The sequence below is a fragment of the Streptomyces paradoxus genome (assembly GCF_014202475.1).
GTDB lineage: Bacteria > Actinomycetota > Actinomycetes > Streptomycetales > Streptomycetaceae > Streptomyces > Streptomyces paradoxus.
In genome coordinates, this window is the sequence record NZ_JACHGV010000003.1 from 679,664 (window position 1) to 704,820 (window position 25,157).

Here is a 25,157-nt window from a genome sequence, read left to right on the forward strand (position 1 = left end):
TGATCGTCATCCCCGGCAACACCATCCGCATCACCGGGGAGACGGCATGGACCGCACGGAAGGCACCACCCGGACCGAGGCGGCCGCCGATGACGCCGCGCAGGACGCTCCCGCACCCAGGGGAGAGGGCAAGCGGCGCCGACGCTGGATCAGACGCACGGCGCTCGCCGTGGTCCTGCTCCTGCTGGTGCCCCTCCTCTCCGTTCTCACAGCCCTCCGCATCAACTACACGGGCGACCCGGCGGACGGCACCCAGACCCGCGACCGCGACGCCCTCTGGCTCGGCCACGCCTGGGTCGACGGCCGTAAGAAGGACGCCGACGTCGATGCCCTGGCCCGGCGACTGAAGGACACCGGCATCCGGGACCTGTACGTCCACTCGGGCCCGCTGGAGCACGACGGGTCACTCCCGAAGTCGGTGTATCCGAAGGCCCGTTGGTTCATCGAGGCCGTCCACGACAAGATCCCCGGCGTCCGCGTCCAGGCCTTCCTGGGCGACGTCCTGGCCGATGAGAACTCCGAGGGCATGCTCCTGGCGGACCCGGGCACCCGCTCCGCCGTCGTCCGCTCCGCCCGTCAGGTCCTGGACACCGGCTACGAGGGCATCCACCTCGACCTGGAGCCGATGCCGTCCGGTGACCGCGACTTCCTCGCCCTCCTCGACGCCCTGCGCCGCGAGACCCGCTCCCGGGACGCGCAACTCTCCGTCGCCGCCCACCAGATCGACCCGCTCCCGGCCCTGCACACCGTGTTCGGCCTGTTCACCGAACACCCCAAGTGGTGGTCGCAGGAGTTCTTCGGCCAGGTCGCCCGCCGCGTCGACCAGATCGCCGTGATGTCGTACGACACCGCGCAGCCGCTGGAGAGCACCTACGGCGGCTACGTCGCCCAGCAGACCTCCCTCGCCCTGGAGGTCACCCCGCCCTCCACCGACCTGCTGATGGGCCTGCCCTTCTACTACGAGAGCAACTTCGACCACTGGGGCCACGCCGAAACCGTGCCGGCAGCCGTCCGGGGCGTCCGGCTCGGGCTGTCCCGCACCGACGCCGACCGGGCCAACTTCGGCGTCGCGCTGTACATCGACTTCGCCGCGACCGAGGCGGACTGGCGTGCGTACAAGGAAGACTGGGTGCGGTGACCACGACCCGACGCCCCCTCACCACGACCGACCTGGCCCCCCTGGCCCGCGCCGCCCTCGGCCCGAGCCGCACCCTCACCGGCGTGGAACGCCTGCGCGGCGGCACCAAGAAGGGCGTCTACCGGCTGATCCTCGACGACGACTCCACCGCCGTCGCCTACGTCTGGTCCGCCGACGAGGACTACTGGGACCAGCCCGACGCCGACCCCCGGGACGTCTTCTCCCACGGCACCGGCCTCGGCCTCTTCACGGCGGCACACGACCGGCTGGCCGCCGCCGGAGTCCGCACGCCCCGGCTCCGGTACGCCGACGCCACGCACACCCACCTCCCGGCGGACGCGGCCGTCGTCGAGGACCTGACCGGCGGCAGCCTGGAAGACGCCCTGGCCCGCGACCCGGAGCAGGCCCCGCAGGCCATGGAGCGGATGGCCGAGCTGCTCGCCACCCTGCACAGCCACACCGGCCCCCGGTTCGGGAAGGTCGCCGTCGTCGACAAGGGCGGTTCCCCGTACGGCGTATCCTCCGAGCAGCGCGTCACCGAGGGCGCCCTGCGGTGCCTCGCGGAAGCGACCCGGCGCGATCCCCGGGCCGCCGCCGTACGCCGCGAGCTGGAGGAGGAGATCCACGCTCTGGCCGCAGGCATCCGGCTCCGCGACCGCCACACCCTCATCCACGGCGAACTCGGTGCGGACCACGTCCTGCTCACGCCCGGCGGGCAGCCCGCGCTCATCGACATCGAAGGCCTGATGTACTTCGACGTGGAGCACGAGCACGTCTTCCTCCGGCTCCGCTTCGGCCCCCACTACGGCGCCCTGCGCGCCCCGGGCCTGGACGAGGCACGCCTGCGCCTGTACCGGATGGCGATGCACATCGGCCTGGTCTCGGGTCCGCTGACCCTCATCGAGGGCGACTTCCCGGACCCGGGACGCATGCGGGAGATAGCGGAGCACAACCTCCACGAGGCGCTCAGTCTGCTGAAGAGCGCCTCCTGATCTTCGAGCCGAGCCACACCAGCGGGTCGTACTTGCGGTCCACCGCCCGCTCCTTCAGCGGGATCAGCGCATTGTCCGTGATCTTGATGCCCTCGGGGCAGACCTCCGTGCAGCACTTGGTGATGTTGCAGTAGCCCAGGCCGTGTTCGTCCTGGGCGGTGGTCTTGCGGTCCAGGCCCGACTCCGCCGCAGCGTCCAGCGGGTGCATGTCCAGCTCCGCCACCCGCATCAGGAAACGGGGACCCGCGAACGCCTGCTTGTTCTCCTCGTGGTCACGGACCACATGGCAGGTGTCCTGGCACAGGAAGCACTCGATGCACTTGCGGAACTCCTGGGAGCGGTCCACGTCCTCCTGCATCATCCGGTACTCGCCCGGGGCGACACCGGCCGGCGGCACGAAGGCCGGGACCTCCCTGGCCTTGGTGTAGTTGAATCCGACGTCGGTGACCAGGTCACGGACGACCGGGAACGCCCGCAGCGGCGTCACCGTGATCGTCTCCTCCCGGTCGAACACCGACATACGCGTCATGCACATCAGCCGCGGCCGGCCGTTGATCTCCGCCGAGCAGGAACCGCACTTGCCCGCCTTGCAGTTCCAGCGCACGGCGAGGTCGGGCGTCTGGGTGGCCTGGAGGCGGTGGATGATGTCGAGCACCACCTCGCCCTCGTTGACCTCGACCTTGAAGTCCTCCAGGCCGCCGCCGCTCACGTCCCCGCGCCACACCTTGAAGTGGGCCGTATAGCCGCTCATTCGTAGAGCTCCTCTTCGGCGAGGTACTTGACCAGCTCCTCCTTGTCGAACAGGGCGAGCAGGTCGGCACGGACGGGTTCGGTGGTCTCCCGGGTGAGCTCGATCTGGCCGCGGACCGGATCCGTGGCCGCCAGACCGCCCGTCGGGTCGGTGAGCGCGCACAGCAGGTTGATTCGCCGCCACGCCCGGTCCATCCCCGGATGGTCCTCGCGCGTGTGTCCGCCGCGCGACTCGGTACGCTCCAGCGCGGCCCGCGCCACGCACTCGCTGACCAGCAGCATGTTCCTGAGGTCCAGGGCGAGGTGCCAGCCCGGGTTGAACTGGCGGTGTCCCTCGACCCCGGCCCGGCGCGCCCGGACCCGCAGTTCGACGAGCTTCTCCAGGGCCTGCTCCATCTCCGGCTCCCGGCGGATGATGCCCACCAGGTCGTTCATCGTCTGCTGGAGTTCCTGGTGCAGGGTGTACGGGTTCTCCGGCGGGCCCCCGGCCGGCTCCTCGGTCTCCGCCTCGGCCGAGAAGGGCCGCAGGGCCTCGGCGGCGGCCGCGTCGATCTGGACGTCGTCCACGACGGGCCGCGCCCCGGACAGCCCCGCCGCGTACTCGGCCGCGTGCCGGCCCGCCCGGCGGCCGAACACGAGCAGGTCGGACAGCGAGTTGCCGCCGAGCCGGTTGGAGCCGTGCATGCCGCCGGCCACCTCACCGGCCGCGTACAGCCCGGGCACCCCGCGCGCCGCCGCCGTGTCGGACTCGACCGCGACCCCGCCCATCACGTAGTGGCAGGTGGGCCCGACCTCCATCGCCTCCGCGGTGATGTCGACGTCCGCCAGCTCCTTGAACTGGTGGTACATCGACGGCAGCCGGCGCCTGATGACCTCGGCGGGCATCCGCGTCGACACGTCGAGGAACACGCCCCCGTGCGGCGAGCCGCGCCCCTCCTTCACCTCGGCGTTGATCGCCCGCGCCACCTCGTCGCGGGGGAGCAGCTCGGGCGGGCGCCGGTTGTGGTCCGGGTCGTCGTACCAGCGGTCGCCCTCCTCCTCCGTCTCGGCGTACTTGTCCTTGAAGACATCGGGGATGTAGTCGAACATGAACCGCTTGCCGTCGGAGTTGCGCAGCACACCGCCGTCGCCGCGCACCGACTCGGTGACGAGGATGCCCTTCACCGACGGCGGCCAGACCATGCCGGTCGGGTGGAACTGCACGAACTCCATGTTCAGCAGGGGAGCGCCCGCGAGGAGGGCCAGCGCGTGGCCGTCGCCGGTGTACTCCCACGAGTTCGACGTCACCTTGAAGGACTTGCCGATGCCGCCGGTGGCGATCACCACGGCCGGTGCCTCCAGCACGAAGAAGCGGCCCGACTCGCGCTCGTAGGCGAACACCCCGCAGACCCGGCCGTCCTCTTTCAGCACGCGCGTGACGGTGCACTCCTGGAAGACCTTCAGCCGCGACTCGTAGTCGCCGGTCTCCTTGAAGTCCTCCTGCTGCAGGGAGACGATCTTCTGCTGGAGGGTGCGGATCAGCTCCAGGCCCGTGCGGTCACCGACGTGGGCCAGGCGCGGGTACTCGTGGCCGCCGAAGTTGCGCTGGGAGATCCGGCCGTCCTTGGTGCGGTCGAACAGCGCCCCCCAGGTCTCCAGCTCCCACACCCGCTGCGGCGCCTCCTGGGCGTGCAGCTCGGCCATCCGCCACTGGTTGAGGAACTTGCCGCCGCGCATGGTGTCGCGGAAGTGCACCTGCCAGGTGTCGTTCTCGTTGGCGTTGGCCATCGCCGCGGCGATGCCGCCCTCGGCCATCACCGTGTGCGCCTTGCCGAACAGCGACTTGCAGATCACGGCCGTACGGGCGCCCCGCTCACGGGCCTCGATGGCGGCGCGCAGGCCCGCGCCGCCCGCGCCCACCACGACGACGTCCCACTCCTGCCGGTCGACCACGGACATCAGTAAGGCCTCATCCCTCTAGAAGAAAGGCGGATCGTCGAAGGCACCCGAGGCGACCAGGTAGACGTAGAAGTCGGCGAGTGCCACGCTCACCAGCGACGCCCAGGCGAGCTGCATGTGCCGGGCGTTGAGCTTTCCGGCCCACTGCCACATCCGGTAGCGCACGGGATGCTTGGAGAAATGCTTGAGCTTGCCGCCGACGATGTGCCGGCAGGAGTGGCAGGAGATCGTGTACGCCCAGATCAGCACGATGTTGACCAGGAACACGAGGGTCCCGAGACCCATGTGGCCCCAGGCGTAGGTCTCGTCGCGGAAGGCGAGCACGGTGTCGTAGGTCAGGATTCCGGCGACCACGATCGCGGCGTAGAAGAAGTACCGGTGGATGTTCTGCAGGACCAGTGGGAAGCGGGTCTCACCGCTGTACTTCTTGTGCGGCTCGGCCACCGCGCAGGCCGGCGGGGACGCCCAGAAGCCGCGGTAGTAGGCCTTGCGGTAGTAGTAGCAGGTCAGGCGGAAGCCCAGCGGGAAGATCAGGATGATGATCGCGGGCGAGATGCCCCACCAGCTCCCGAAGATCTCCCAGTTCGGGCCGGCCTTCATCGGCTCGCAGTTCTCCGCCAGGCACGGGGAGTAGAAGGGCGAGACGTACGGCGCCGCGTAGTAGTCGGCGTTCGCGAAGGCCCGCCAGGTCGAGTACACGATGAACGCGAGCAGACCGGCCGCGGTGCCGGCCGGGGCCAGCCACCAGCGGTCGGTCCGAAGATGCGGGGCGGCGATCGCGGCGCGCGTACCGCCCCGCACACCGCCGCTCTCAGGTCTGGGTTCGGTGGCGGGGGGTTCCGTACCAGTGGCCACGTGACGACTCCGGTCGGGTTCGGGGGAGGTGCCGGTCGCGCTCGACTCCGCCCCGGGTCAGGGAGCGCGCCGGTCCCGGGCGCCGAGCCCCTCGTCGTCCGAGTCGCTCCACAGGGCGGAGTCGTACGGCGTGTCCGAGATGGTGACCAGCTCGGGGCGCTTCGGTGCGGCCGGTGACGCGGCGGCGTCGCGCAGCAGGGCGACGCTCTCGCGCAGGTGGTTGGCGTCGGCACGGACGCGGCGCATCTCCAGGCCGCCGGTGCCGAGCTGCTTCTCCAGGCGTCCCAGCGAACGGAACACTTCGTCGAGACTGCGCTGGACTGACGTCAGTTCGTCGTGAACGGACATGACTTGCCCTCACTTCCACGGGTCCTTCGCGGCCCAAGGCGGCAACGTTCATGCGCCTGCGAGTGTTGCGCGTCACACCTTGTGCTGTGAAGGGATGTGCATCGATTGGCCGAGGCGCGTGGGTGCACTGTGCGGCGCGTTGCGCCGCACGGGTGGCTTCCCGCCCGTGACCGCCGTGTCGCCCTGTGTTGCCGAACCCTTTCCTCTTCAGTGGCCGCATACATCAGATGAACTCCAAATACCGCCAAAAGTGATCATAACGCCCGCGGCTTCCCGGAGGTAGCACAGATGTCCCAGCACGGCGTCGGCCCGCGCGCGGTCACGCGTTCGGTCGCCTTCCTCACCGCGGGAGTGCTCGCGGTGCCCGCGCTCGCCGGATGCGGCTCCGAGGACCCGTCCGGCAAGCCGCTCGCCGGGCAGGACATCCGGCCCGCCCCACGCGACCGGATCGCCGACGGCGGCACCCTGCGCTGGGCCGTCGACTCCGTGCCCGACACGCTGAACACCTTCCAGTCGGACGCCGACGCCACCACCACCCGCGTCGCCCAGGCCGTCCTGCCGTCGATGTTCCGCATGGACGCCTCCGGCCGCCCGGAGCGCAACCCCGCCTACCTGGAGTCCGCCGAGGTCGTCGAGACCGAGCCCAAGCAGGTCGTCCTGTACAAGCTCAACCAGGAGGCCGTCTGGAGCGACGGCCGGGAGATCGGCGCCGCCGACTTCGCCGCCCAGTGGCGCGCCCTGTCCGGCAAGGACACCGCCTACTGGACCGCCCGCAACGCCGGCTACGACCGCATCCAGAAGATCGAGCGCGGCGACAGCGCCCTGGAGGTCCGGGTCACCTTCAGCCGTCCCTACGCCGACTGGCGCTCGCTGTTCTCGCCGCTGTACCCGAAGGACGTCATGGGCACCCCGGACTCCTTCAACGACGGGGCCCGCAAGAAGCTCAAGGTCACCGCCGGTCCCTTCACGGTGAAGAAGGTCGACACGGAGGACGAGAAGATCACCCTGGCCCGCAACCCGCGCTGGTGGGGCGAGCCGGCGAAGCTGTCCGAGATCGAGCTGCGCACCGTCCCGCGCGACAAGCGGGCCTCCGAGCTGGCCGCCGGCACCCTCGACCTGGCCGACATCGACCCCGCCGCGGCCCGCCGCATCACCCTGGCCGCCCGCCCCCACAGCTCCAGCAGCCCCCTGATGGGGCCGGGCGCCGACCGGTCCGCCGCGGACTCCCTGCGCTCCGGGGCCGTGGCCGACGGCTCCGACGAGGACGCCGACGACGAGGAGACCGTCGCCCGCAAGAAGCTGCGCAAGGCGGCCGTCAAGTACGCCCGGCAGCAGCGGGCCCTCAGCGGCTTCGAGGTCCGCAAATCCCTGGAGCCCGCCTACACCCAGCTCGCTCTGCACGGCGCCGAGGGCCCGCTCGCCGACGAACGCGTCCGCAGGGCCGTCGCCCGCGCCCTGGACCGCGAGGAACTCGCCCAGGCCGTCCTCAAGCCCCTCGGCCTGCCCGCCGTCCCGGTCGGCAGCCACCTCGCGCTGTCCGGGCAGGCCCACTACGCCGACAACAGCGGCGCCCTCGGCGGCCAGGACACCAAGGAGGCCCAGGCGCTGCTCGCGGACGCCGGGTGGGTACGCGGCGGCCCGGTCAAGGAGCAGGACAAGGAGAAGGCGGCCGGCCCCGAGGGCGAGAAGGCCGACGACACCGGCGGGGACGACAAGGCCCAGCACGGGCCGGACCCGGCCGGCCACCTCGCCCAGGACGGCAAGCGGCACCAGCACCCGCACCAGGGCGGCGCCCCCGGCGCGTACGCCCCCCGGGGCACCGCCGCCCCGGCGAACCAGGAGGCCGCGCGGCTCGCCAAGAACGGCAAGCCCCTCACGCTCCGCTTCGTGCTCCCCTCCGGGCCGGGCTCGCAGACGCTGCGCACGGTCGCGGACCGCATCTCCCGCATGCTGGAGCGCGTAGGCATCGGCACGGAGATCTCCAAGGTCTCCGACGAGTCCTACTTCAAGGACCACATCGCCTCCGGTCAGTACGACCTCGCCCTGTACTCCTGGCCCGCCACGGCGTACCCCGCCACCGACGCCCGCCCCGTCTTCGCCAAGCCGGTCCCGGCCGCCGACGGCTCGCTGAACGTCGAGCAGAACTACACCCGCGTCGGCACCGACCAGGTCGACCAGCTCTTCGACGAGGCCGCGGCCACGCTCGACGAGGGCGAGTCCCGCTCCCTGATCCGCAAGGCCGACTCCCGTATCTGGGCGGCGGCCGGCTCGATCCCCCTCTTCCAGCGCCCCCAGCTCCTCGCGGCCCGCAAGAACCTCGTCAACACCGGCGCCTTCGGCTTCGGCACGCCGGTCTACGAGGACATGGGCTTCCTGAAGAAGGGCGCGAAGCCGGCGTCCGGCCCCTCGGCGAAGGCCTCGGCCGCCCGGTAGCTCTGGGAACGCTCAAACGCCTTGCCGTCCCCGCCCGGCGTCCGCACCATGAGGAGCAGTGATCATGGTGCGGACGCCGGGCGTCCGTACTCGGGGGGACGGGAGCCGGCGGATGCGCGGCAGGGTGGGACGGGCCTGCACGGCCGGGCTGGTCATCGGGGTGCTGGTGACGGGGCTGACGGGCTGCACGGGGGACGCGGGTGACGACGGGGACGGCAAGGCCGGGGCCTGCGCGGACGGGACGTACACCTGGTCGGATGTCCGGCGGGAGCAGCGGCTGACCGCGCTGTCCGACCCGATCAGGTTCAAGAAGAAGACCGGCGCCTACACCTCCCGTCTCAAGCCCCTCGGCGACACGGTGTACCGGCCCTCGGTGACCGGTGCGCCCGAGGGCGTCGGCGCGACCGGCGTGATCAAGGCCCTGGGCAGGCACCTGAAGGTCGAGGAACCGCTGGCGGGCCCGTCCGAGACGGAGAGGCCGGAGGACGACCACTTCTTCGAGTCGGCGACCGGCGCCCATGAGGGCGCGTACTACGCGTGGGCGGCGATCGACCTGGTCGACGCCGACTTCACCCACACCTGCGGTGACGGGAAGCCCGTCAAGGGACATGTGCGTACCTGGGAAGGCGCCGGCGCCGGCTTCCTGCCGTGTTCCGTGCCCTCGGGCGAGACGGCCGGCCGTCTCGCCGCCCAACGGACCTGCCCCGCCGGATCCGAGGCCGCGAAGGGCTCCTGACCTGCACCGACGTAGCCCGGCTAACCCCTGCGGCCGCAGCCCCGTACCATGGGGTGTGGCCGTGGCATGTTGAGCCCGGCAGGGCCCGCGCACCGCAGACGTCCGCGCAGGGCATTCCTCACACTCCGGGAGAACGCCGCAATATGGCCACGCGCCACGACATCCGCAACGTCGCTATCGTCGCCCACGTCGACCACGGCAAGACCACCATCGTCGACGGCATGCTGAAGCAGGCCGGCGCCTTCGCCGCGCACCAGCTCGAAGGCGTCGACGACCGCATGATGGACTCGAACGACCTGGAGCGTGAGAAGGGCATCACGATCCTGGCCAAGAACACGGCGGTGAAGTACCACCCGAAGGACGGGGGGGACGTCATCACCATCAACATCATCGACACCCCCGGTCACGCCGACTTCGGCGGCGAGGTCGAGCGCGGTCTGTCGATGGTCGACGGTGTCGTCCTGCTCGTGGACGCCTCCGAGGGCCCCCTCCCGCAGACCCGCTTCGTGCTGCGCAAGGCGCTCCAGCAGCGGCTGCCCGTCATCCTCTGCATCAACAAGACGGACCGCCCGGACTCCCGGATCGACGAGGTTGTCAACGAGACGTACGACCTCTTCCTCGACCTGGACGCCGACGAGGAGCAGATCGAGTTCCCGATCGTCTACGCCTGCGGCCGCGACGGCATCGCCTCGCTGACCAAGCCGGACAACGGCACGGTCCCCGCCGACTCCACCAGCCTGGAGCCGTTCTTCTCCACGATCCTGGAGCACATCCCGGCCCCGACCTACGACGAGGCCGCCCCGCTCCAGGCCCACGTCACCAACCTGGACGCCGACAACTTCCTCGGCCGTATCGCGCTGCTCCGTGTCGAGCAGGGCGAGCTCCGCAAGGGCCAGACGGTCGCGTGGATGAAGCGCGACGGGTCCGTCAGCAACGTCCGCATCTCCGAGCTGATGATGACCGAGGCGCTCACCCGCAAGCCTGCGGAGATGGCCGGCCCCGGTGACATCTGCGCGGTCGCCGGTATCCCGGACATCATGATCGGCGAGACGCTGGCCGACCCGGAGAACCCGGTCGCGCTGCCGCTGATCACGGTCGACGAGCCCGCGATCTCCATGGTCATCGGTACCAACACCTCCCCGCTGGTCGGCCGAGGCGCCACCGGCAAGGGCGCCGACAACAAGGCGGCCGTCAAGGACCGCAAGGTCACCGCCCGCCAGGTCAAGGACCGCCTCGACCGCGAGCTGATCGGTAACGTCAGCCTCCGCGTGCTCGACACCGAGCGCCCCGACGCCTGGGAGGTGCAGGGCCGTGGTGAGCTGGCGCTGGCCATCCTGGTCGAGCAGATGCGCCGCGAGGGCTTCGAGCTGACCATCGGCAAGCCGCAGGTCGTCACCAAGGAGGTCGACGGCAAGACGTACGAGCCGGTCGAGCGCATGACGATCGACGTGCCCGAGGAGCACATGGGCGCGGTCACGCAGCTCATGGGCGTCCGCAAGGGCCGTATGGACAACATGTCGAACCACGGTTCCGGCTGGGTCCGCATGGAGTTCGTGGTGCCGTCCCGCGGTCTCATCGGGTTCCGGACCGAGTTCCTGACCCAGACCCGCGGCACCGGCATCGGCCACTCCATCCACGAGGGCTTCGAGCCCTGGTTCGGCACCCTGCAGACCCGTAACAACGGTTCGCTGGTCGCCGACCGCTCCGGTGCCGTCACCGCCTTCGCGATGACGAACCTCCAGGAGCGCGGTGTGCTGTTCGTGGACCCGGGCACCGAGGTGTACGAGGGCATGATCGTCGGCGAGAACTCGCGCTCCGACGACATGGACGTGAACATCACCAAGGAGAAGAAGCTCACGAACATGCGGTCGTCCTCGGCCGACTCGTTCGAGGCGATCGTCCCGCCGCGCAAGCTGTCGCTGGAGCAGTCCCTGGAGTTCTGCCGGGACGACGAGTGCGTCGAGGTCACCCCGGAGGCCGTGCGCATCCGCAAGGTGAACCTGGACGCCCGCGAGCGCGCCCGCGCCGCGAGCCGCGCCAAGCACGGCTGACGCCTGCCGCAGTACGACAGCACCGGGCACTCCGCGTGAGCGGGGTGCCCGGTGCCGTTGTCTGAAGGGGAGGTAACGCGAAAGCAAGGGGTAGGGAAAACCCTCGACTTGCCGGTGACAGCCGTCAGGGGCGGTTTTCTCCCACTACCCTGCTGCGGAAGTGCCCTGCCTCCCCGGCCTCGGGGAACGCACAACGGCCTTGCCGCACAAGCCTCTTGAGCGCGCGACAGACTCCCGCGGCACCCTGCACGGGACCCACGGTATGTCGCAAGCGGTTTTTTTCACTCTCGCGTCCGGAATGCGGACAGTCTTTACCGATAGATGTGTAACAAGTCCGTTTCGCAGGGATCTCTCACCAAACCCTTTGTCCGGATTTTGGAAGATGTATACGCGAGCTGTGATCGAACCGAGACCTCGTGGGTGTGGTTCGGCCCTGGCGTTTGGCAGATAGTTAGGCGCGTAGAGCTCGGATGAAGGGTCACCCGCTGGCAGCGGCGCCGACTCACGAGCGCGGGGGCACCTGACGATTTCCGGCACCGGCGACGGGCGGTGGCGGTGGTCTGTCTGTGCTCCCTTCGCGGTGAACCAATGACTTCTTTAGGAGGAACCCATGCGCGGTGCCAAGAGCGCCAAGTGGGTCGCGGGGGCGATAGTCGTCGCCCTGGCCGCCACCGCCTGCGGCGGCAACGGTGATGGTGAGGGTAAGAGCAAGGGTTCCGGACCTGCCGGCTACGTCTCGATCGACGTCGGCGAGCCCCAGAAGCCCCTGATCCCGGCTGACACCAACGAGTCCAACGGCTCGTACGTCATCCAGTCCATCTTCACCCAGCTGCTGGACTTCGACTCCAAGGGCGACATCGTCTACACGAACGCGGAGTCGGTCACCACCGACGACTCCAAGACGTGGACGGTCAAGCTCAAGAAGGGCTGGAAGTTCCACAACGGCGAAGAAGTCACCTCCAAGTCGTACATCGACGCTTGGAACTGGTACGCCAACATCAAGAACAACCAGCAGAACTCCTTCTGGTTCCAGGACATCAAGGGCTACGACGATGTCCACCCGGAGAAGGGTGACCCGAAGGCCGAGACCATGTCCGGTCTGAAGGCCGTGGACGACCACACCTTCACCATCGAGCTGAAGTACACGATGCCGTACTTCAACTACAAGCTCGGCTACACCACGTGGGCCCCGCTGCCCAAGGTCTTCTACGACGACCCGAAGGCCTTCGGCCAGAAGCCGGTCGGCAACGGTCCCTACACCTTCGAGAAGTGGGACCACAAGAAGCTCATCCAGGTCAAGGCCTGGGATGACTACCAGGGCCCGAACAAGGCGAAGAACAAGGGCGTCCAGTTCAAGGCCTACACGACGCTCGAGGCCGCCTACAAGGACGTCGTCTCCGGCAACCTGGACATGATCCGCCAGGTCGGCCCGACGGACCTGCCGAAGTACAAGCAGGACCTCGGCGACGGCGCCATCGAGCAGCCGTACGCGGCCATCCAGACGCTGACCCCGGCGTTCTACTCCAAGACCTTCAAGGACATCGACCCGAAGGTCCTGCAGGGTCTGTCGATGGCGATCGACCGTGACACGATCACCAAGACGGTTCTGAACAACACCCGTACGCCGGCGAAGTCCTTCACGCCGCCCGGTGTCAAGGGCAACCAGAACCTGGACACCGACGTGTTCACGTACAACCCGGAGAAGGCCAAGAAGCTCGTCCAGGAGGGCGGCGGCGTCCCGGGCAACAAGTTCACCGTTCAGTACAACACCGACGGTGGGCACAAGGAGTGGGTGACCGCGGTCTGCGAGTCCATCCGCAAGGCCACCGGTGTCGACTGCGTCGGCGACCCCAAGCCGGACTTCGCCACGGACCTCGAGGCCCGTGACAACGACCAGGTGAAGGGCATGTACCGCGGTGGCTGGGTCGCCGACTACCCGGTCAACGCCAACTTCATGAAGGAGCTGTACCACACCACCGCCGAGGCCAACAACGGTCGCTTCTCCAACAAGGAGATCGACGGGCTGATGAACAAGGCCGACAAGGCCAAGTCGCTCGACGAGTCGGTGAAGGCCTTCCAGGAGGTCGAGAAGAAGCTGGTCGACCACATGCCGGCCATCCCGCTCTGGTACTACCGCATCAACGGCGGCCACGGTAAGAACGTCGACAACGTCAACGTCGACTTCCACGGTGACCTCGAAGTGTGGGCCGTCACCACCAAGTAAGAGGAGCCCTCCGGGCTTTTCCCACTCGGCCGTAAGCCCACCGCCGATTCAGGCGGCGGTGGGAGGTGCGTGGGGCCGTCTCGTCACAGGAGACGGCCCCCGCACCTGCGTTAACCCCTCACGGAGGCACCTATGGGGCGCTATGTCGCACGACGACTGCTCCAGATGATCCCGGTGTTCATCGGGTCAACCCTGCTCATCTTCTGCATGATGTACGCCCTGCCCGGCGACCCCGTCCGGGCGATGATGGGGGATCAGGCGTACGACCCGACGGTGGTCGCGAGCATCAAGAAGGAGCTCGGCCTCGACCAGCCGCTCCTTCAGCAGTACGTGAACTACATGGCCGGGCTGTTCCAGGGCGACTTCGGTACCCAGATCGCCAGCCAGCGGCCCATCGCGGACGTCATCGCCGACGCGTTCCCGGTGACGATCAGACTGACGCTCTTCGCCTTCACCTTCGTCACGCTCGTGGGTATCGGCCTCGGTGTGGTCGCCGGTCTGCGCCCCGACACGCTGCGGGACCGCGGCCTGCTGACGCTGACGCTGATCCTCGTCTCGATGCCGTCCTTCGTGCTGGGCTTCCTGCTGCAGTACCTGCTCGCCTTCCAGTGGTCGGTCACCACGCCCACCGTGACGGACTCGACCGACTTCTCCCAGCTCATGCTTCCCGCCATCGTGCTGGCGTCCCTCTCACTCGCCTACGTCGCCCGGCTGACCCGCACGTCGATCGCGGAGAACCTGCGGTCCGACTACATGCGCACCGCCGTGGCCAAGGGGCTGCCGCGCCGCCGTGTCATCGGTGTCCACCTGATGCGCAACTCGCTGATCCCCGTGGTCACCTTCCTCGGTATCGAGCTCGGCAACCTGATGACCGGCGCCATCGTGACCGAGGGCATCTTCAACGTACGGGGCATTGGCATCGAGATCTACGATGCGCTCAGCCGCCGCGAAGGCGCCACGGTCGTGGGAATCGCCTCGCTGATGGTGCTCATCTACCTCGCCGCCAGCCTGATCGTCGACCTGCTTTACGCGGTCCTGGACCCGAGGATCCGGTATGCCTGACAAGACCGTCGAGAAGGTCGAAGCCCTTCCCGGTGACACCGCGAGCACCGCGGGCGTCATCGTGACCGACGCCGGCCCGGCTCCCGAGAAGGCCCGCAGCCTGTGGTCCGACGCGTGGCACGACCTGCGGCGCAACCCGCTGTTCCTGATATCGGCCGTGCTGATCGTGTTCCTGCTCGTGATGTCGCTCTGGCCGGGCCTGTTCACCAGCGCCTCGCCGCGCGACGCCGACCTGGCCAAGCACTACCTGGGCAAGCCGAACTGGAGCCACTTCTTCGCCCCGGACTGGCTCGGCTACGACGTCCAGGGCCGCTCGATCTACGCCCGTGTCGTCTACGGCGCCCGCGCCTCGATCACCGTCGGTGTGGGTGTCACCGTCGCCGTCACCGTGCTCGGCACGGTCATCGGCATGATCGCCGGCTACTTCGGCGGCTGGACCGACACCCTGCTCTCGCGGCTGACCGACATCTTCCTCGGCATCCCGTTCCTGCTCGGCGCCCTGGTGGTCCTCAACTCCTTCGACGACCGCACCGTCTGGGTCGTCATCATGGCCCTCGCGTTCCTCGGCTGGACCCAGATCGCCCGAGTCGCCCGCGGTGCCGTGATCACCATCAAGCAGGCGGACTACGTGGTGGCCGCCAAGGCGCTCGGCGCCTCGACGTCCCGGATCCTGTTCCGGCACATCCTGCCCAACGCTCTCGCGCCGATCATCGTCGTGGCGACCATCGCACTCGGCGGTTACATCGCGGCCGAAGCCACCCTGTCCTTCCTGGGCGTGGGTCTCGGTGACACGGCCGTGTCCTGGGGCGGCGACGTGGCACGAGGACGTGAGCAGCTCCGTATCGCCCCCCACACCCTGATCATCCCCTCGGTGATGGTCTCGATCACGGTGCTCTCGTTCCTGATGTTCGGCGATGCGGTACGCAACGCCCTCGACCCCAAGCTGCGCTGAGGGAGGCGTACGTGACCATCATCGATGAAACGGCCGAGAGCCCCTCGGCCGACGGCTCACAGGGCGCGGGCCGCCCGCTGCTCGAAGTCCGCGACCTGCACGTGGAGTTCCGCACCCGCGACGGTGTCGCCAAGGCCGTCAACGGCGTCAACTACTCCGTCGCCGCGGGCGAGACGCTCGCCGTGCTCGGCGAGTCCGGCTCCGGCAAGTCCGTCACCGCCCAGGCCATCATGGGCATCCTCGACATGCCGCCCGGCCGCATCCCCAAGGGAGAGATCCTCTTCCGCGGCCAGGACATGCTGACGATGTCCGCCGAAGAGCGCCGGAAGATCCGCGGCAACAAGATCGCGATGATCTTCCAGGACGCGCTCTCCTCGCTGAACCCGGTGCTCTCGGTGGGCTACCAGCTCGGCGAGATGTTCCGCGTGCACCAGGGCATGTCCAAGAAGGACGCCAAGGCCAAGGCGATCGAGCTGATGGACCGGGTGAAGATCCCGGCCGCCAAGGAGCGCGTCGGGGACTACCCGCACCAGTTCTCCGGCGGTATGCGCCAGCGCATCATGATCGCCATGGCGCTCGCGCTGGAGCCGGACCTGATCATCGCCGACGAGCCGACCACGGCCCTCGACGTGACGGTCCAGGCCCAGGTGATGGACCTGCTCGCGGAGCTGCAGCGCGAGTACAACATGGGCCTGATCCTGATCACCCACGACCTCGGCGTGGTCGCCGACGTCGCGGACAAGATCGCGGTGATGTACGCCGGCCGGATCGTGGAGACCGCCCCGGTGCACGAGCTGTACAAGCGGCCCGCGCACCCCTACACCAAGGGTCTGCTGGAGTCGATCCCGCGCCTGGACCAGAAGGGCCAGGACCTGTACGCGATCAAGGGCCTGCCGCCCAACCTGACGCGTATTCCGTCCGGCTGCGCCTTCAACCCGCGGTGTCCGCAGGCGCAGGACATCTGCCGTACGGACATCCCGCCGCTGCATCCCGTCACCGAGCGGGACGGCGGCGAGCTGACCGGCCGCGGCAGCGCGTGCCACTTCTGGAAGGAGACGATCCATGGCTGAGCTGGGCAAGAAGGACGAGTCCATGGACGCCACCCCCAACGTCACCGAGGTCGAGACGGTCGACGCCGCGACCGAGGAGGCGGCGGTGGCCGCGCTCGACGCGCCGGTGGAGCGCGGAGAGCCGATCCTCCAGGTGCGCAACCTGGTCAAGCACTTCCCGCTGACCCAGGGCATCCTGTTCAAGCGTCAGGTCGGCGCGGTCAAGGCCGTGGACGGGATCTCCTTCGACCTCTACCAGGGTGAGACGCTCGGCATCGTGGGCGAGTCCGGCTGTGGCAAGTCCACGGTCGCCAAGCTGCTGATGATGCTGGAGAAGGCGACCGCGGGCGAGATCTTCTACAAGGGCCAGGACATCACCAAGCTGTCCGGGCGTGCGCTGAAGGCGGTCCGCCGGAACATCCAGATGGTGTTCCAGGACCCGTACACCTCGCTCAACCCCCGTATGACGGTGGGCGACATCATCGGGGAGACCTTCGAGATCCACCCCGAGGTGGCGCCGAAGGGCGACCGCCGCCGCAAGGTCCAGGACCTCCTGGACGTCGTCGGCCTCAATCCCGAGTACATCAACCGCTACCCGCACCAGTTCTCGGGCGGTCAGCGCCAGCGCATCGGCATCGCCCGCGGCCTGGCCCTGAACCCCGAGATCATCGTCTGCGACGAGCCGGTCTCCGCGCTGGACGTGTCCGTCCAGGCGCAGGTCATCAACCTGATGGAGAAGCTGCAGAACGAGTTCAACCTCTCGTACCTCTTCATCGCGCACGACCTGTCGATCGTCCGGCACATCTCGGACCGCGTGGGTGTGATGTACCTCGGCAAGATGGCCGAGATCGGCACGGACACGGAGATCTACGACCACCCGACGCACCCCTACACCCAGGCGCTGCTGTCGGCCGTCCCGGTCCCCGACCCGGAGTCCCGTGAGGGCCGCGAGCGGATCATCCTCACCGGCGACGTCCCGTCCCCGGCCAACCCGCCTTCGGGCTGCCGCTTCCGCACCCGCTGCTGGAAGGCCGAGGACAAGTGCGCCCAGGAGGTCCCGCTCCTGGCGGTCCCCGAGCGCTTCAAGGGCGTGGACACCCCGGCGGCGCACGAGTCCGCCTGCCACTTCGCGGAGGAGAAGGACGTGGTCCACGCGGCCTGACCGGCCGCAGGGCGCCCCACCGTTTCCCGGCATCTCACAGAGGCGCCGGGAATCGGTGTCTCCGGTCCATTGGGGCGGCCCCGGAACCCCCGCCAACTGCGTTAACACACAGGCAACTTCGCTGACCCGGTTCCGATATACGGACACGTCAGGCTGGTCAGCGTACGGCCGTGCGGGTGCCGTAGACGGGCCGGGCGCCGGCAGGCGTCCCGGCCCGTTGCCGTGTTCAGGCGGTCGTCATGCCCAGGGAGCGCTTCAGGAAGTCGACCTGGAGGAGCAGCAGGTTCTCGGCGACCTGTTCCTGGGGGGTGATGTGGGTGACGCCGGACAGCGGCAGCACCTCGTGGGGGCGGCCGGCGGCCAGCAGCGCCGAGGACAGGCGCAGGGCGTGGGCGACCACCACGTTGTCGTCGGCGAGACCGTGCACGATCATCAGCGGGCGGTGCGGCCCGGCGGGGGAGGACAGCCCGTCGGCGGTGACCAGGGAGCTCTTCGCGTACGACTCCGGGTGCTCCGCCGGCATGCCCAGGTAGCGCTCCGTGTAGTGGGTGTCGTACAGGGCCCAGTCCGTCACCGGCGCACCCGCGATGCCCGCGTGGAAGACGTCCGGGCGGCGCAGCACCGCCAGACCCGCCAGCCAGCCGCCGTACGACCAGCCGCGGATCGCCACCCGGGACAGGTCCAGGGGGTGCCGCTTCGCGAGGTCCTCCAGCGCCTCCACCTGGTCGTCCAGGGACAGCGTGAAGTCGTGGTGGACCGCCTTCTCCCAGGCGGGGGAGCGGCCCGGCGTGCCGCGGCCGTCCGCGACCACCACCGCGAAGCCCTGGTCCGCGAACCACTGCGACGTGAGGTGGGCGTTGTGGGCGGCGACCACCCGCTGCCCGTGCGGCCCTCCGTACGGGTCCATGAGCACCGGCAGGGGGGTGTCACCGTCGTAGTCCCGAGGCATAAGTACGGCGCACGGGACGCGGCGTGCGCCCCCCTCGGTGAGTGTCACGCGGGGGGACATACCAGGATCTTCCGCGTATGAAGGGACAGTCCTGGTCGGTTTTCCGTCGCGCAGGACCTGTGCGAGTGAACCTGGCCGGTTCAGTGTCGCCGAGACCAGAACCGTCACCTCCCCGGCCCGCACCGCCGCGTGCACGCCCGGCTCCTGCGACACCCGCTCCACGCCCAGCTCGTTCACCCGGTACACGTGCACCTGGCCCGTCTCCGGCTCACCGGCGGCCTCCGCACCCGCCGACGCCGAGATCAGCACGTCGTGTTCGGAGACGTCCAGCACGGCCCGGACGTGCAGCTGCGCGCCCGTGAGCGGCCGGTCCCCGACCGCCAGCACCCGCGCACCGCCCTCGTCGGCGATCCGCACCAGCTGCCCGGACGGGCTCCAGCAGGGCACCCCGGGGAAAAGATCAAGCCATGTTCGATCTTCGTCGGCGTGCACCATCCGCGTCGCGCCGGAATCCGGATCCACGGCCAGGATCAGCTGACTGCGCTGGTCGCGCGCCTGTACGAGCAGCAGGGGCGCGCCCGCCGCTGACCAGTGGACATGTGCCAGGTACGGATAGCGCGCCCGGTCCCAGGCGACCTCCGTGCGCAGCCCGTCCAGGCCGATCACGAACAGCCGCACCTCCGCGTTGCCGGTGCCCGCCGCCGGGTACGGCACCCGCTGCGGCTCCCGCTCCGGATGCGCCGGGTCGGCGATCCACCACCGCTCCACCGGCGTGTCGTCCACCCGCGCCATGAGCAGCCGGTCCGACTCCGGAGCCCACCAGTAGCCCCGCGAACGCCCCATCTCCTCGGCCGCGATGAACTCGGCCAGCCCGTACGAGACGTTCTCCGCCTCCGGCTCGGCGAGCGCCCGGTCGCCCTCCCCCTCGGCGCCCACCACCCGCAGGGCGCCTTGCGCGACATAGGCGACATGCCGCCCGTCGGGCGACGGACGCGGGTCGATCACGGGCCCCGGCGCGGGCAGCTCACGTGCCGTCCCGGCCCGCAGCTCGGCCGCGAAAAGCCGCCCTGACAAGGCGAAAGAGGCCAACTCGACGGCCGAGTCGGTGGCGTACCCGACGATGCCGGCACCGCCCTCGCGGCTGCGTTCGCGCCGGGCCCGCTCCTCCGGCGAGAGGTTCTCCGAAGCACCGCCCAGCAGGGCGCGCGGGTCGGCGGCCACGCGCTCCCCGCCCTCCTCGACGTCGAGGACCCAGAGCGAATTCGCCCGGTCCGTACCGGAACCGGAGCGCAGGAACACGACACGCGAACCGTCGGGCGCCACGGTGAACGAACGCGGCGCGCCGAGCGTGAAGCGCTGGGTACGGGCGTGCCGTCGGGGGAAGGAGTGAGGCTCGGTCGTCATGCCCTGACCATATTGGCCATGCGCCCCCTTGTGCGGCCGTGCGCCGATCGATGCGCGCAGACGGATAGTTATGATCAATGTCGCATAGTGGGTATGAACCTGCTGGCTGCTGTACGGATTTGATGCCCCCATAGTCCGACCCCCCGCGTCCTCGTGGATCTTTGGAGGTGAGCCGCCGTGGCACTCTCGATTTCGGCGGTGGTGCTGCTGGCGATCATCGTCTTCCTGCTCGTCAAGAAGTCGGGGCTGAAGGCGGGGCATGCGATCGTCTGCATGCTGCTCGGCTTCTACCTCGCCTCCTCGACCGTCGCTCCCACGATCAACGAGCTGACGACGAACATCGCGGGCATGATCGGCAGCATCAAGTTCTGACCGTCCGGGGACCTCGTAGGCTGGCCCCATGACGGAACTGCCCTCCCCCAAGCTCTCCGAGCAGGGGGGACCCCCACCTCGCTCCGCGAGGCGTCTGCTGCTGGTGCACGCGCACCCGGACGACGAGTCGATCAACAACGGGGCGACCATGGCCAGGTACGCGGCCGAGGGTGCCCACGTCACCCTGGTCACGTGCACCCTCGGCGAACGCGGCGAGGTCATCCCGCCCGGGCTCGCGCACCTGACGGGCGCCGCCCTGGGCCAGCACCGCCGCAGTGAGCTCACCGCCGCCATGGCCGAGCTCGGCGTCCGGGACGTCCGCCTGCTCGGCGGCGCCGGCCGCTACAGCGACTCCGGGATGATGGGCCTGCCCGACAACGAGGACCCCGCCTGTTTCTGGCAGGCCGACGTCGACGAGGCCGCCGCGCACCTCGTCGAGGTGATCCGCGAGGTACGCCCCCAGGTCCTCGTGACCTACGACGACAACGGCGGCTACGGCCACCCCGACCACATCCAGGCCCACCGCGTCGCGATGCGCGCCGTGGACCTGTGCGCCGATGCCGGCCTGCCGGTCCCCAAGGTCTACTGGAACCGGGTCCCCCGGCCGGTTGTGGAGGAGGCCTTCGCGCGGCTCCGCAAGGACCTGCCCGGCACGCCCTTCACCAAGGCCGCCGACGTCGACGACGTCCCGGGCGTCGTGCCGGGGGAGCGGATCACCACCGTGATCGACGGCACCGCCCACGCCGGAGCCAAGGCCGCCGCCATGCGTGCCCACGCCACCCAGATCACCGTGTCCGGACCGTACTTCGTGCTCTCCAACGAACTCGCCCAGCCGATCCTCACCACCGAGTACTACGAGCTGGTGCGAGGCGAGCGGGGCCCGGGCGAGCGGGAGACGGACCTGTTCGCCGGTGTCGGGGAGGCCTCATGAGCGACCGCACGCCGATGCTCGCCCAGCCGATGCGGCCGCCCACCGCCGGACGCGCCGCCGCCTGCCTCGGGTTCTTCGTGCTCGGCGCCGTGGTCGGCGTGGCCGGGGCGCTGGTGCAGCCCGGGTGGTTCCCGGGCGGGCTGCTGCTCGCCCTGGCCGGTGAGGCCGGAGCCGTCCTGGGCGCCACCCGCGTCCTCGGCGGCCGGGCCGGGGGCGTCGCGGTAGCCGCGGGCTGGATGCTCGCCGTCGTCCTGCTCACCGCCAGCCGCACCGAGGGCGACTTCCTCTTCGCCGCCGGGAGCGGCTCCTATCTCTTCCTGCTCGGGGGCATCGCCGTGGCTGTGATCTGCGCCACCCTCGCCCCGGGGCGGCAACCGGACGGCGATCCCGTCCGACTTGCCAAGTGACGTACCACTTCGCCAGGACGTGGCCGTGGGGGTCCGGTGTGGGTTTCCAAGGCGGTCACGGGATACGGGCGAGAAGTGGCCAGTATGGTGGTGCGCGCCGCCGAGCTGCCCGCGTGAGGTCGTGTCGGGCGGCGGAGCCAACCGGGAGAACCTGCCTTGAGTCGTGAAACTGACACTCCGTCCTCCGGGCCCAACGGGCGCGGCGGAGCCGCCTACCCGTCGGGTACGCCGCCGTACGGGACCCCGACGGTCTCCGACGCCGGTACGGACGCTGGCCGTTCCGCCACGCGGCCGGAGGAACGCAAGACCGAGACCACGCTGACGACCCGGATCCGGATCAACATCCCCGGGTCGCGGCCGATTCCGCCCGTGGTGGTGCGCAAGCCCGTCGCCGAGGCGGAGAGTCCGGCCGACACCGACACGCGCGGTGAGGAGCCGACGGCGCCGGGCGCCGCCCCGTCCGCGGGCACGGTCGAGTCTCCCGCCGATCCCGCGCAGCCGGGCGACGACAAGCCGGCCAGCGACTGGTTCGCGCCGCGCAAGTCCGGCGGAGGCAAGGGCGGTCCGGGCAGCGGCTCCACCAACGGGGCCGGGCTGCCGGGCGGTTCGGGCCCCGCGGCGGGCGGCTCCGGCGCGGGCGGTCCCGCCGCCGGTGCGTCCGGTGGTGCCCGGCCGGGTGCCGGGCGGCCCGGAGGCGTGGTCGGGTCCATGGGCGCGCCGGGCGGCTCCCGCTCCGGCGGCACGAACGGTGCCGGGCTCCCGGGCGGCGCGACCGGCGGCCCCGTCGCGCCCGGGCACGGCGGCGGCACCGGCTCCTTCGACGTCACCGAGGCCCTGGCGGCGGGCCCGCTGGGCAACGGCTCGCGTCCCGCCCCCGGCGGCGGCGAACCGCGCCGCGACGACCTGCCGTACTTCTCCGAGAACGGTCAGGGCGGTTACGACGGCCAGAACGGCGGCCCGGGCGCTGCCAACGGCTTCGGCGAGACGGGCACGCCCGGAGCGCAGGGCCCGGCCGGCCCGACCGGCGGACCGGTCACCGGCGACGGCCCGATGGCGTCCCCCGGCGTCAACGCACCCGGCGGCCCGGGCGGCCCCGGCGGCTTCGGCAACGAGCCGGGCGGCCCCGGCGGCCAGGCCGGCCCGGGTGCCTTCGACGCCCCCGGCGGTCCTGGTGCCCCCGGCGGGCCCGGCGGCTTCGGCGACCCGGCCCGGCCCGGCGCCCCCGAGGCCTTCAACGATCCCGGCCGCTCCGGCGCTCCTGGCGGCCCCGGTGCCCCCGGCGGCTTCGGTGACCCGGGCCGGCCCGGCGCCCGCGAGGCTTTCAACAACCCCGGCCGCCCGGGAGGCCCCGGCGCGCCCGCCGGGCCGGGAGCCATAGGCGGCGGCCCCGGCGGCCCGGGAGGTCCCGCCGGTGCGGGCGTAGCCGGCGCCCCTGGCGGCCCCGGTGGGCCGGGCGCCCAGGGCGGCACCCCCGTTCCCGGCGCCGCGGGCCCCGGCCCCGGCGGGGGCATGAGCGACGACACCGCCATCCTCACCCCGCAGAAGCCGGCCCCCGAACCCGCGGACGGCCCGGGCTACGGCCCCCGGCACGACAACGTCTCCGGGCACACGGTCACCAGCGGCATCCCCGTCGTGCCGTCCGGCGCGGCCTCGCCGTTCGGCCCGGGCGCACCCGGTGACGGCCCGGCGCCCCACACGGCCCCGAAGCTGCCCGAGCCGGTCTCCCCGCCCCCGGCGAGCTCCTCCAAGGCGCCGAAGAAGAAGGGCCGCAACAAGCTCGTACTGCTCGCGGTCGGCGTGGTCGTGGCCGCCGGTGGCGTCTACGGCGCCGGGCTGCTGATGAACCGCACCGACGTGCCCAAGGGCACCACCGTGCTCGGCGTCGACATCGGCGGCACCACCCGCGACGGCGCGGTCAGGAAGCTCGACGAGGCCTTCGACGACCGCGTCGGCAAGGAGCTGAAGCTGTCGGTGGGCGGCAAGACCGTCGCCCTCGACCCGGACAACGCGGGCCTGCAGTTCGACATGGACGCCACGGCCGACGCGGCGGCCAAGAGCGACTACAACCCGGTCTCCGTGATCGCCTCGCTCTTCGGCAGCCACCGCGTCGTCACGCCGGTCATGCCCGTCGACGAAGAGAAGCTGCACGCCTCCCTGGAGGACGCCGCCGGCGGCTCCGGCGCGTCGGCCGACGGCACGATCGAGTTCAAGGGCGGCAAGGCCGTCCCTGTGTACGGCAAGGTGGGCAAGGGCATCGACCTCGCCAAGGCGACGACGACGGTGGAGGAGGCGTACCGCACCCAGGTGGAGACCGGCTCGGGCGGCACGGTGAACCTCCCGACCACCACCCGGCAGCCGACGGTCTCGAACGCCGAGGTCGACCGGATGCTGAAGGAGTTCGCGCGGCCCGCGATGTCCGACCTCGTCACCATCCGCACCGACGCGGCCCACAGCATCGACTTCGGCAAGGTCTCGCTGCCGAAGATCCTGAGCTTCAAGGCCGTCGACGGCAAGCTCGTGGACACGTACAACCTCAAGGCGCTCCAGGAGGCGTACGGCACGACCTTCGAGGGCGTGCAGATCGAGGGCGCGAGCGGCAAGCGGGACGTCCTCCCGCAGGACGTCGTCACGGCGCTGCGCAAGGCCCTGCGCGGCAAGACGCCCGCGGAGCGCGTCGGAGTCATCGACACCAAGCCGAACTGACCTCCGGCCATCCGCCGCACGAGAGCCCCCGCCCCGTGAGGGCGGGGGCTCTCGTCGTCACCCCGGGCGCATGACACCTGTCATGCGGCACTCCGGACGCCCGGCACTGCCCCCGTCCGCACCCCCGGCGCCACGATGGCCGGATGACAACGACAGCCCCGGTGGTCGAGTTCGACCAGGTGAGCAAGGCATACGACGCCGTCCGGGCCGTGGACGGACTGACTCTCGGTCTCAGCCCCGGCCGGACCGTGGCGCTGCTCGGCCCCAACGGTGCCGGCAAGTCCACCACCCTCGATCTGCTGCTCGGCCACAAGAGGCCCGACAGCGGCACGGTCCGTCTCTTCGGCACCAGCCCCCGGGCCGCCATCGTCGCCGGGCGCGTGGGCGCCATGCTGCAGAGCAGCGGCCTCATGGACGAGGTCACCGTCGCCGAACTCGTACGGCTCGCCTGCGATTTGCACCCGAAGCCGTACCGGCCCTCCGAGGTCCTGGCGCGCGCGGGCGTCGCGCAGATCGCCGTCCGCAAGGTCGACAAGCTCTCCGGCGGCCAGGCCCAGCGTGTCCGCTTCGCCCTGGCCACCGCGGGCGACAGCGACCTCATCGTCCTGGACGAGCCCACCACCGGCATGGACGCCACCACCCGCCAGGCCTTCTGGGCCAAGAGGCCGACGCCGTCGCCCGCGACCACGGAACACCTATGG

19 protein-coding genes and 1 pseudogene are annotated in these 25,157 nt (G+C 70.4%); 15 read left to right on the forward strand and 5 right to left on the reverse strand.

Translation table 11 applies throughout. The annotated features are described in order from the left end of the window. The first annotated feature begins 46 nt into the window (after positions 1 to 46). Together HNR57_RS12860 and HNR57_RS12865 are read left to right on the forward strand one after the other, a co-directional pair. The gene (locus HNR57_RS12860) at positions 47 to 1,138 is read left to right on the forward strand and encodes a glycoside hydrolase family 18 protein (RefSeq protein WP_184559900.1); all 1,092 of its coding nucleotides are present in this window, start codon (positions 47 to 49) and stop codon (positions 1,136 to 1,138) included. Beyond that, on the forward strand, positions 1,135 to 2,130 hold the full coding sequence (locus tag HNR57_RS12865; protein ID WP_184559901.1) for a phosphotransferase family protein: 996 nt from the start codon (positions 1,135 to 1,137) through the stop codon (positions 2,128 to 2,130). Before HNR57_RS12860 ends, HNR57_RS12865 begins: the two co-directional genes overlap by 4 nt. On the opposite strand, the gene HNR57_RS12870 is transcribed toward HNR57_RS12865, so the two are convergent. The 4 genes from HNR57_RS12870 to HNR57_RS12885 are packed head-to-tail and all read right to left on the reverse strand — an operon-like array spanning position 2,105 to position 6,021. Next, entirely contained in the window at positions 2,105 to 2,881 is a 777-nt protein-coding gene (locus tag HNR57_RS12870; RefSeq protein WP_184559903.1) for a succinate dehydrogenase/fumarate reductase iron-sulfur subunit, read from the reverse strand. The genes HNR57_RS12865 and HNR57_RS12870 overlap by 26 nt on opposite strands. Further along, on the reverse strand, positions 2,878 to 4,818 hold the full coding sequence (locus tag HNR57_RS12875) for a fumarate reductase/succinate dehydrogenase flavoprotein subunit (protein WP_184559904.1): 1,941 nt from the start codon (positions 4,816 to 4,818) through the stop codon (positions 2,878 to 2,880). The genes HNR57_RS12870 and HNR57_RS12875 overlap by 4 nt, the downstream gene beginning before the upstream one ends. Positions 4,819 to 4,836: 18 nt before the next feature. Next, the gene (gene sdhC, locus HNR57_RS12880; RefSeq protein WP_184559906.1) at positions 4,837 to 5,673 is read right to left on the reverse strand and encodes a succinate dehydrogenase subunit SdhC; all 837 of its coding nucleotides are present in this window, start codon (positions 5,671 to 5,673) and stop codon (positions 4,837 to 4,839) included. Between the two features lie 57 nt (positions 5,674 to 5,730). Continuing rightward, positions 5,731 to 6,021: an Rv0250c family protein gene (locus HNR57_RS12885; RefSeq protein WP_031103292.1), complete on the reverse strand. Its 291-nt coding sequence runs from the start codon at positions 6,019 to 6,021 to the stop codon at positions 5,731 to 5,733. A 288-nt stretch (positions 6,022 to 6,309) separates the two neighbouring features. Between HNR57_RS12885 and HNR57_RS12890 the strand changes: the two genes are divergently transcribed. The 8 genes from HNR57_RS12890 to HNR57_RS12925 all read left to right on the forward strand — a co-directional run bounded on the left by HNR57_RS12890 (position 6,310) and on the right by HNR57_RS12925 (position 17,690). After that, positions 6,310 to 8,454 carry an ABC transporter family substrate-binding protein gene (locus tag HNR57_RS12890; protein WP_184559907.1) on the forward strand — a complete coding sequence of 715 codons (2,145 nt, stop codon included), beginning with the start codon at positions 6,310 to 6,312 and terminating at the stop codon, positions 8,452 to 8,454. A gap of 112 nt (positions 8,455 to 8,566) precedes the next feature. Further along, complete coding sequence (locus HNR57_RS12895) at positions 8,567 to 9,190, forward strand: hypothetical protein (protein WP_184559908.1); 624 nt, start codon at positions 8,567 to 8,569, stop codon at positions 9,188 to 9,190. Between the two features lie 143 nt (positions 9,191 to 9,333). Beyond that, entirely contained in the window at positions 9,334 to 11,241 is a 1,908-nt protein-coding gene (gene typA, locus HNR57_RS12900; protein WP_031103289.1) for a translational GTPase TypA, read from the forward strand. Positions 11,242 to 11,851: 610 nt separating this feature from the next. Continuing rightward, positions 11,852 to 13,465, forward strand: coding sequence for a peptide ABC transporter substrate-binding protein (locus HNR57_RS12905; RefSeq protein WP_184559910.1), 1,614 nt, complete (start codon positions 11,852 to 11,854; stop codon positions 13,463 to 13,465). A 132-nt stretch (positions 13,466 to 13,597) separates the two neighbouring features. Next, complete coding sequence (locus tag HNR57_RS12910; protein ID WP_184559912.1) at positions 13,598 to 14,527, forward strand: ABC transporter permease; 930 nt, start codon at positions 13,598 to 13,600, stop codon at positions 14,525 to 14,527. Further along, positions 14,520 to 15,479 (forward strand): ABC transporter permease, encoded by a 960-nt coding sequence (locus HNR57_RS12915; protein ID WP_184559913.1) that lies wholly within the window; start codon positions 14,520 to 14,522, stop codon positions 15,477 to 15,479. Before HNR57_RS12910 ends, HNR57_RS12915 begins: the two co-directional genes overlap by 8 nt. A gap of 11 nt (positions 15,480 to 15,490) precedes the next feature. Further along, a complete protein-coding gene (locus HNR57_RS12920; RefSeq protein WP_107455615.1) occupies positions 15,491 to 16,549 on the forward strand; it encodes an ABC transporter ATP-binding protein in 1,059 nt (352 codons plus the stop codon). Beyond that, positions 16,542 to 17,690 carry an ABC transporter ATP-binding protein gene (locus tag HNR57_RS12925; protein ID WP_184559915.1) on the forward strand — a complete coding sequence of 383 codons (1,149 nt, stop codon included), beginning with the start codon at positions 16,542 to 16,544 and terminating at the stop codon, positions 17,688 to 17,690. The genes HNR57_RS12920 and HNR57_RS12925 overlap by 8 nt, the downstream gene beginning before the upstream one ends. Before the next feature lie 226 nt (positions 17,691 to 17,916). Here HNR57_RS12925 and HNR57_RS12930 read toward each other — a convergent pair whose 3' ends face one another. After that, positions 17,917 to 20,043, reverse strand: a complete 2,127-nt coding sequence (locus HNR57_RS12930; protein ID WP_184559917.1) for a S9 family peptidase — start codon at positions 20,041 to 20,043, stop codon at positions 17,917 to 17,919. 177 nt (positions 20,044 to 20,220) lie between these two features. On the opposite strand from HNR57_RS12930, the gene HNR57_RS12935 reads away from it, so the two are divergent. From HNR57_RS12935 to HNR57_RS12955, 5 genes and pseudogenes are all read left to right on the forward strand, one after another. Further along, a complete protein-coding gene (locus HNR57_RS12935) occupies positions 20,221 to 20,415 on the forward strand; it encodes a hypothetical protein (protein WP_031103282.1) in 195 nt (64 codons plus the stop codon). A gap of 28 nt (positions 20,416 to 20,443) precedes the next feature. Continuing rightward, a complete protein-coding gene (mshB, locus tag HNR57_RS12940) occupies positions 20,444 to 21,346 on the forward strand; it encodes an N-acetyl-1-D-myo-inositol-2-amino-2-deoxy-alpha-D-glucopyranoside deacetylase (protein ID WP_184559918.1) in 903 nt (300 codons plus the stop codon). Further along, complete coding sequence (locus HNR57_RS12945) at positions 21,343 to 21,753, forward strand: DUF6113 family protein (protein ID WP_184559919.1); 411 nt, start codon at positions 21,343 to 21,345, stop codon at positions 21,751 to 21,753. The genes mshB and HNR57_RS12945 overlap by 4 nt, the downstream gene beginning before the upstream one ends. A 156-nt stretch (positions 21,754 to 21,909) precedes the next feature. Next, the gene (locus HNR57_RS12950) at positions 21,910 to 24,456 is read left to right on the forward strand and encodes a hypothetical protein (RefSeq protein ID WP_184559920.1); all 2,547 of its coding nucleotides are present in this window, start codon (positions 21,910 to 21,912) and stop codon (positions 24,454 to 24,456) included. A 143-nt stretch (positions 24,457 to 24,599) separates the two neighbouring features. Further along, a pseudogene (locus tag HNR57_RS12955) lies at positions 24,600 to 25,115 on the forward strand (ATP-binding cassette domain-containing protein); the annotation flags it as partial. Positions 25,116 to 25,157 lie beyond the last annotated feature (42 nt).